Source organism: Halorhodospira neutriphila, from assembly GCF_016584055.1.
GTDB lineage: Bacteria > Pseudomonadota > Gammaproteobacteria > Nitrococcales > Halorhodospiraceae > Halorhodospira > Halorhodospira neutriphila.
This window is the reverse complement of record NZ_NRSH01000108.1, coordinates 1-7,280: the sequence shown is the minus strand read 5'-3', so window position 1 is coordinate 7,280 and position 7,280 is coordinate 1. Positions and strand designations below refer to the sequence as shown.

The following is a 7,280-nucleotide window of genomic DNA, read 5'->3' as shown; positions in this document are numbered from 1 at the left end:
CCCACGGCCTTCCAGCAGCGCCTGCGCGAGGCCCTGCTCGAGCTGCCGGTAGGGCAGACCGTCACCTACGGCGCGCTGGCGAGGCGGCTGGGCAGCTCGGCGCGGGCGGTGGGCGCCGGCTGCCGGGCCAATCCCCTCCCGCTCCTGGTGCCGTGCCACCGGGTGGTCGCCGCCGGCGGTCCGGGCGGCTACGCCGGGGCGCGCGCCGGCCCCCTGGCGGCCTTCAAGGCGTGGCTGCTCGAGCGCGAGCGGGCGGCCCTTGAAACCGCGCCGCAGTGATCCCATTCCCTGGGGTTGTCACGTCTAGCCCATCCGGAAACTACCGAGCAGAAGGAGACGGCAGCCTCATGAGCGCAGAAACCGACAGCGAGACCCTGGAGTTCCAGGCGGAGGTTCAGCAGCTGCTGAGCCTGATGATCCACTCGGTCTACTCCAACCGCGAGGTCTTCCTCCGCGAGCTCGTCTCCAACGCCTCCGACGCCATCGACAAGCTGCGCTTTGAGGCGCTGCAGAACGAGGCCCTCTTCGAGAACGACCCCGAGCTCAAGATCCGCGTCTCCTACGACCCCGAGGCGCGCACCGTCACGGTCACCGACAACGGCATCGGCATGGACCGCGACGATGTCGTCGAGAACCTCGGCACCATCGCCCACTCCGGTACGCGCCGCTTCCTCGAGCAGCTCACCGGCGACCAGCAGCAGGACGCCCAGCTCATCGGGCAGTTCGGCGTCGGCTTCTACTCGGCGTTCGTCGTCGCCGAGCGCGTCGAGGTCTTCTCCCGCAAGGCCGGCGTCGAGCCGCGCTACGGCGTGCACTGGCGCTCCGACGGCCAGGCGGGCTACGAGATCGCCACCGTCGAGCGCCCCGAGCGCGGCACCTCGGTGGTCCTGCACCTGCCGGAGTCGCAGCAGGAGTTCTGCGACGGCCAGCGGCTGCGCTCGATCATCCGCAAGTACTCCGACCACATCTCGGTGCCCATCGAGATGCCGGCCGAGCGCAGCGGCGACGAGGACGAGGAGCAGGCCCCGGAGTGGGAGCTCGTCAACCGCGCCTCGGCGCTGTGGATGCGGCCGAAGTCGGAGATCTCCGAGGAGGACTACAAGGAGCTCTACAAGCACGTCGCCCACGACTTCAGCGAGCCGCTGACGTGGATGCACAACCACGTCGAGGGGCGCCAGGCGTACGTCTCCCTGCTCTACATCCCCAAGCACCCGCCCTTCGACCTCTACGAGCAGAAGCCGGCCCACGGCATCAAGCTCTACGTCCGCCGGGTCTTCATCACCGAGGACACCGAGCACCTGATGCCGCGCTACCTGCGCTTCGTGCGCGGCGTGGTCGACTCCGACGACCTGCCGCTGAACATCTCCCGGGAGATGCTCCAGCACAACCCGATGATCTCCTCCATCCGCTCGGCCTCGGTCAAGCGGGTCCTCGACCGGCTCGAGCGCATGGCCAATAACGAGCCGGAGACCTACGCCGAGTTCTGGCAGGCCTTCGGCCGGGTCTTCAAGGAGGGCGTGGCCGAGGATCCGGGCAACCGCGAGCGCATCGCCAAGCTCCTGCGCTTCTCCTCGACCCACGAGGAGAAGGAGACGCCCGACGTCAGCCTCGACGACTACATCGCCCGGATGAAGGAGGGCCAGGAGAAGATCTACTACGTCACGGCGGAGAGCTTCAACGCCGCCCGCAACAGCCCGCACCTGGAGGTCTTCCGCCGCCACGGCGTGGAGGTGCTGATCCTGCCCGACCCGGTGGACGAGTGGCTGGTCGCCCACCTGTCCGAGTACGACGGCAAGCCGCTGGCCTCCGTCGCCAAGGGCGAGCTCGACCTCGATAGCCTCGCCGACGAGGGCGAGAAGGAGCAGCGCCAGGAGCAGGAGAAGGCGTACGAGGGGCTCTGCGGCCGGCTCCAGGAGGCGCTCGGCGAGCAGGTCAGCGAGGTGCGGGTCAGCCACCGCCTCACCGACTCCCCGGCCTGCCTCGTCGTCGGCGAGCACGACTTCGGCATGGGGATGCAGCGGCTGCTCCAGGCGGCCGGCCACAACCTGCCCATGGGCAAGCCGTCGCTGGAGATCAATCCGGAGCACGCCCTGATCCGCCGGCTCGACGCGGAGTCCGGGGAGCGGTTCAGCGACCTGGCCCTGACGCTCTACGAGCAGTCGCTGCTCGCCGAGGGCGGCCAGCTCCAGGATCCGGCGGCCTACGTCAAGCGGGTTAATGCCCTGCTCGCCGGGGAGTGATATCTTCCCGGGGACGTAAAAGACGACGAGGGCTTCCCCTTATGGCCTCGACACCTTCCGCCGCCGCCGCCTCGGCCTTCGAGCTCAAGGGCCGCATGGCCACGCTGACCGTCGTGCGGCTGCTGAGCTCCGATGTGGAGACGGTCATCGCGCAGCTGACGGCCAAGCTCGCCGAGGCGCCGCGGCTGCTGCGGGGAGCGCCCATGCTCCTCGATCTCGAGGCCGTGGACGCCCGGGTGCTGGATCTCGCCGACCTCGCCGAGCGCATGCGCGAGGTCGGCGCGGTGCCCGTGGCGGTGCGCGGCCAGGGGGTCGATGAGCGCCGGGCGCAGCGGGCGGGCCTCGGGCTGCTGACGGCCGACGAGGAGACGCCCCGGCACGACCCGCTGCCCAAGCCGCCGCCGCCGCGGGTGCTCGACTCCCCGGTGCGCTCCGGGCAGCAGATCTACGCCCGCGGCCGCGACCTGATCGTGCTCGGGGCCGTGGGCCCGGGCGCCGAGGTGCTTGCCGACGGCGACATCCACGTCTACGGTGCGCTGCGAGGCCGCGCCCTGGCGGGGGTGCAAGGGGAGGGGCGGGCGCGTATCTTTTGCGTGGAGCTGGAGGCCGAGCTAGTCTCTGTCGCCGGGCACTACCAGGTCAGCGACCGTTTCGCGGAGCTCCTGGGTCGGCCGGCCCAGGTCCGCCTCGACGACGAGGCGGGGCTGCACATCGAGGCGTTTGGCAATTCGTAACGGCTAAGGGAGCACGCGCGTGTCGAGGATTATCGTCGTAACGTCGGGCAAGGGCGGAGTCGGCAAGACGACCACCGCCGCCTCCTTGGCCGCCGGTCTCGCCCAGAGCGGCTACCGGACGGCGGTCGTCGACTTCGACGTCGGCCTCCGGAACCTGGACCTGGTCATGGGGTGCGAGCGGCGGGTCGTCTTCGACTTCGTCAACGTCATCAACGAGGACGCCCGGCTCAACCAGGCCCTGATCAAGGACAAGCGGCTGGACAACCTCGCCCTCCTGCCGGCGTCGCAGACCCGCGACAAGGACGCGCTGACCGCCGAGGGGGTCGAGCGGGTCATCGAGGAGCTGCGCGCCGAGTTCGACTACATCGTCTGCGACTCGCCGGCGGGCATCGAGCGCGGCGCCAACCTCGCCGCCTACCACGCCGACGACGCCGTCGTGGTCACCAACCCCGAGGTCTCCTCGGTGCGCGACTCCGACCGGGTCCTCGGGCTCCTGGCGAGCCGCACGCGCCGGGCCGAGCAGGGCGAGCCGCCGGTGCGCGAGCACCTGCTGCTCAGCCGCTACGACCCGCAGCGGGTCAAGAAGGGGGATATGCTCAGCGTCGAGGACGTCCGCGAGATCCTCGCCGTCAACCTGCTCGGCGTCATCCCCGAGTCCAAGGCGGTGCTCAACGCCTCCAACGCCGGCGTCCCGGTGATCCTCGAGGATGACGCCGACGCCGGGCAGGCCTACAGCGACGCCGTCGCCCGCTACCTCGGCGAGCAGCGCCCGCACCGGTTCCTCGAGGTAGAGCGCAAGGGCCTGCTGGGCCGCATGTTCGGGGGGCAGTAGCCGAGATGGGTATCGCCGACTACTTCCGCGAGCGGCGCAAGCAGCAGCGCGGCAGCGCGAGCGTGGCCAAGGAGCGCCTGCAGATCATCGTCTCCCACGAGCGCTCCCAGCGCGACGGGCCCGACTACCTGCCGATGCTCCGCGAGGAGCTGCTGCAGGTGGTCCGCCGCTACGTCACCGTCGACCCGGACGCCGTCAAGGTCGAGGTCGACCGCCAGGAGGACCACGAGGTCCTCGAGCTCAACATCACCCTCCCCGAGGAGGCCGAGCGGGTCCGCTGAGCGCGGTCAGGAGCTCCCGCCCTGCCGGGTGACGTCGACCTTGAGCCGGAGCTTCTGCCCCGGCTGGAGGTAGCGGTCGTCGGCCAGCCCGTTCCAGCGCTTGATCTGGCCGACGCGGACGTTGAAGCGCTGCCCGATGCGCGAGAGGGAGTCGCCCTGCTGCACGGTGTAGGTGACCGACTGGGTGCGCTGCTCGGGGCCGGCGACCCCCTCGAGGGAGCCGTCGTCGACCCAGACCGCCAGCTCCTGGCCGGGGTGGAGGGTGTCGGCCGGCGCCATCCGGTTCCAGGAGGCCAGCTCGCGGACCCCGACGCCGTACGCCTGCGCGATCCCCCAGAGGGTCTCGCCGGGACGCACGGTGTGCTCCCGCCGCACGCCGGGGCGCTGGCGCTGCCGCGCGGCGCGCAGCCGGTTGGTCTCGCTGAGCACGTACGCCCGGCTGGCGCGGCTGGCGATGGGGACGTGGAGGTGCTCCCCCGCCCGGATGGCGTGCCCCTCGAGGCCGTTGACCTCCTGGAGCAGCGCCACCGTCACGTTGTACTGCTCGGCGATGTGGCTGAGGGTCTCGCCCTCGTCGATGCGGTGGCGGCGCCACTGCACGAGCCTGTCCGGATCCAGCTCGGCGAGGGCCTGCTCGAAGCGCTCGGCGTGCCCGACGGGCAGGAGGAGCCGGTGGGGGCCGTCGGGCGCGGTGGCCCAGCGGTTGTAGCCGGGGTTGAGGCGGTAGAGCCGGTCGAGGCGGATCCCGGCGAGCTCGGCGGCCCGGGCCAGGTCGATCTGGTGCCCGGGATCGACCACGCGCAGGCGCGGCTCGTTGGGGATGCGCGGGAGGGTGACCCCGTGCGCCGCGGGGCGGGCGAGGATGTCGCGGATCGCCAGGATCCGCGGGACGTAGGTCATGGTCTCGGCGGGGAGCTCGAGGTTCCAGAAGGTGGGCTCCTGCCCCCGGCGCCGGGCCTGGCGGACGGCCTCGAGGACGTTGCCCTCGCCGGCGTTGTAGGCGGCGAGGGCGCGGAGCCAGTCGCCGTCGAAGAGCCCGTGCAGGTACTCGAAGTAGTCGAGGGCCGCCTCGGTGGCGGCGATCAGGTCGCGCCGGCCGTCGTACCAGTAGTTCATCTTGAGGTCGAAGTGCCGGCCGGTGCTGGGGATGAACTGCCAGAGCCCCGCCGCCTGCCCGTGGGAGTAGGCGAAGGGGCGCAGGCCGCTCTCGACGATGGCCAGCACCAGCAGCTCGGCGGGCATCTCCCGCGCCTCGATGCGCTCGAGGAGCGTGTAGAGGTAGGGCTCGGCGCGCTCGGCGACGGTCTCGAAGAAGGCCTCGCGCCCGGTGAAGAGCCGGCGCTGGCGCGCCACGCGCGCGTTGTCCACCTGCGGGAGGGTGAAGTCCCGGCGCAGCCGCTCCCAGATCCCGTCGGGGCGCTCCGGTACGGTGGCGGTGTACTCGCCGGGCCGGTAGTCGTACGCCGGCACGAGGTTGATGGGGGCGGGGAGGGCGGCCCGGAGGGTCGCCGGCTCGAGCTGCTCGATCCACTCCGCCGGGCCGGGGGCTGCCTGCCCCGCCGAGGAGGCGGCCCCCGAGGGGCGCTCGAGGCCCGCGCAGGCGGTCATCAGCAGGGCGCATGCGGTCGCGGCCGCGGTCCTCTTGGTGTCCACGCTCGTCCCCCTCGGTTGTGGACTCGGCTGTGCGGAGTGCGGTGGGAGCCGGCCCGGCCTGCGCCGGGCGGCCAGGCTAGCCGCCTTGATCCTTCCAGCGCCGCAGGGTGGCGAAGACCGCCGCGGCGTCCGCCAGCGGCTGGCCGGCGCGGCGCTCGGCCGCCGCCTGGACCTCGGCGCTGTCGGTGCGCAGGAACGGGTTGGTGGCCCGCTCCTCCTCGAGGGTGCTCGGCACTGTCGGCCGGCCCTGCTGGCGCAGCGCCCGGGCGTGCTCGAGGCGCCGGGCCAGGCGCTCGTTCCCGGGCTCGACGCGCGCGGCGAACTCGAGGTTCTTGACGGTGTACTCGTGGCCGCAGCAGACCCGGGTCTCGCCGGGCAGCCCGGCGAGGCGCTGGAGGCTGGCGTGCATCTGCTCGGCGGTGCCCTCGAAGACCCGCCCGCAGCCGCCGGCGAATAGCGCATCCCCGCAGAAGAGGGCGCCGTCCCCGTGGTAGGCGATGTGCCCGGCGGTGTGGCCGGGCACGTCCAGGACCTCGATCGTCCCGAAGCCGTCGATCTCCAGGCGCGCCCCCCCGCCGACGGGGTGGTCGACGGCGCCGATGCGCTCCGTGGCCGGCCCGTAGACCGGGGCGCCGTAGGCGCGGGCCAGCTCCGCGGCGCCGCCGACGTGGTCGCCGTGGTGGTGGGTCAGGAGGATCGCCGCCGGCTGCGCCCCGTGCTCGCGCAGCCACGCCCGGGCCGGCTCGGCGTCACCCGGGTCGACGATGAGCACCCGGTGATTTCCCGGGGCGGGGGCGATCCAGATATAGTTGTCGGCGAGCGCCGTGACTGCTTGGAGATCAATCATCGCACGGCATAGTAACCTGAGTTCTCGACGGAGCAAAGCCTTCGGCCGGCTGCTCCCCGGCCGTGGCCCAGGCGGCGCACGATGAGCGCGCCGCGGCGCAAATCAGTGGATTACGGGTGACGCGAGGCAGGCCATGGAGCAGCTGCAGACGTGGTACCGGACCCCTCTGGGCCAGCGCATCGGCGCCGCCGAGCGCCGGGCGGTGGCCGAGGCGCTGCGCTCGTTCGGCATCGGCGATGCGGTCTGGGTGGGCGGCTGCCCCGGCCGGCTGCGCCTCGCCCCGACCCTCCGGCAGTGGCAGGCGGGCCGGGGCGGGGACCTGGTGGCCGAGCCGACCCAGCTGCCCTTCCGCGGCGGCTCGCTCGAGGCGCTGATCCTCGGGCACGTCCTCGACGTCGGCTACGACGCCCAGGCGGTGCTCCACGAGGCCCTCCAGGTGCTGCGGCCCGAGGGGCGGCTGGTGGTGCTCACCTTCAACCCCTTCGGCCTCTGGGGCGCGGCGCGGCTGTGGGGGCGGCTGCGGGGCAGCGTGGCGCCGTGGCGCGGGCCGCAGTGGCCCGCCGGCGCGGTCGTCCAGCGGCTGCGCCACGCCGGCTTCGAGGAGGTCGAGTCTCGCTACCTGGGCTTCCGGCCGCCGGCGACGGATCCGCGGCTCCAGGAGCGCTTCGACGGCTGGGAGCGCTGGGGCCAGTG

8 protein-coding genes are annotated in these 7,280 nt (G+C 72.4%); 6 read left to right on the top strand and 2 right to left on the bottom strand.

All coding sequences use genetic code 11. The annotated features are described in order from the left end of the window. The 5 genes from CKO13_RS09275 to minE form a co-directional block, all read left to right on the top strand. The coding region (locus CKO13_RS09275) for a methylated-DNA--[protein]-cysteine S-methyltransferase (protein ID WP_200259936.1) at nt 1-279 on the top strand (279 nt) is incomplete at its 5' end. A 68-nt stretch (nt 280-347) separates the two neighbouring features. After that, nucleotides 348-2,240: a molecular chaperone HtpG gene (htpG, locus tag CKO13_RS09270; RefSeq protein WP_200259933.1), complete on the top strand. Its 1,893-nt coding sequence runs from the start codon at nt 348-350 to the stop codon at nt 2,238-2,240. Between the two features lie 41 nt (nt 2,241-2,281). Then, entirely contained in the window at nt 2,282-2,974 is a 693-nt protein-coding gene (gene minC, locus CKO13_RS09265; protein ID WP_200259930.1) for a septum site-determining protein MinC, read from the top strand. 19 nt (nt 2,975-2,993) lie between these two features. Next, a complete protein-coding gene (gene minD / locus CKO13_RS09260) occupies nt 2,994-3,806 on the top strand; it encodes a septum site-determining protein MinD (RefSeq protein ID WP_200259927.1) in 813 nt (270 codons plus the stop codon). Between the two features lie 5 nt (nt 3,807-3,811). After that, a complete protein-coding gene (gene minE, locus CKO13_RS09255; RefSeq protein WP_200259924.1) occupies nt 3,812-4,087 on the top strand; it encodes a cell division topological specificity factor MinE in 276 nt (91 codons plus the stop codon). A gap of 6 nt (nt 4,088-4,093) precedes the next feature. Here minE and CKO13_RS09250 read toward each other — a convergent pair whose 3' ends face one another. After that, a complete protein-coding gene (locus CKO13_RS09250; protein ID WP_207132167.1) occupies nt 4,094-5,695 on the bottom strand; it encodes a LysM peptidoglycan-binding domain-containing protein in 1,602 nt (533 codons plus the stop codon). A gap of 121 nt (nt 5,696-5,816) precedes the next feature. After that, nucleotides 5,817-6,587, bottom strand: a complete 771-nt coding sequence (gene gloB / locus CKO13_RS09245) for a hydroxyacylglutathione hydrolase (protein WP_200259917.1) — start codon at nt 6,585-6,587, stop codon at nt 5,817-5,819. A gap of 133 nt (nt 6,588-6,720) precedes the next feature. On the opposite strand from gloB, the gene CKO13_RS09240 reads away from it, so the two are divergent. Beyond that, nucleotides 6,721-7,280 (top strand): class I SAM-dependent methyltransferase (locus tag CKO13_RS09240; protein ID WP_200259914.1); only part of this gene is annotated, 560 nt, incomplete at its 3' end.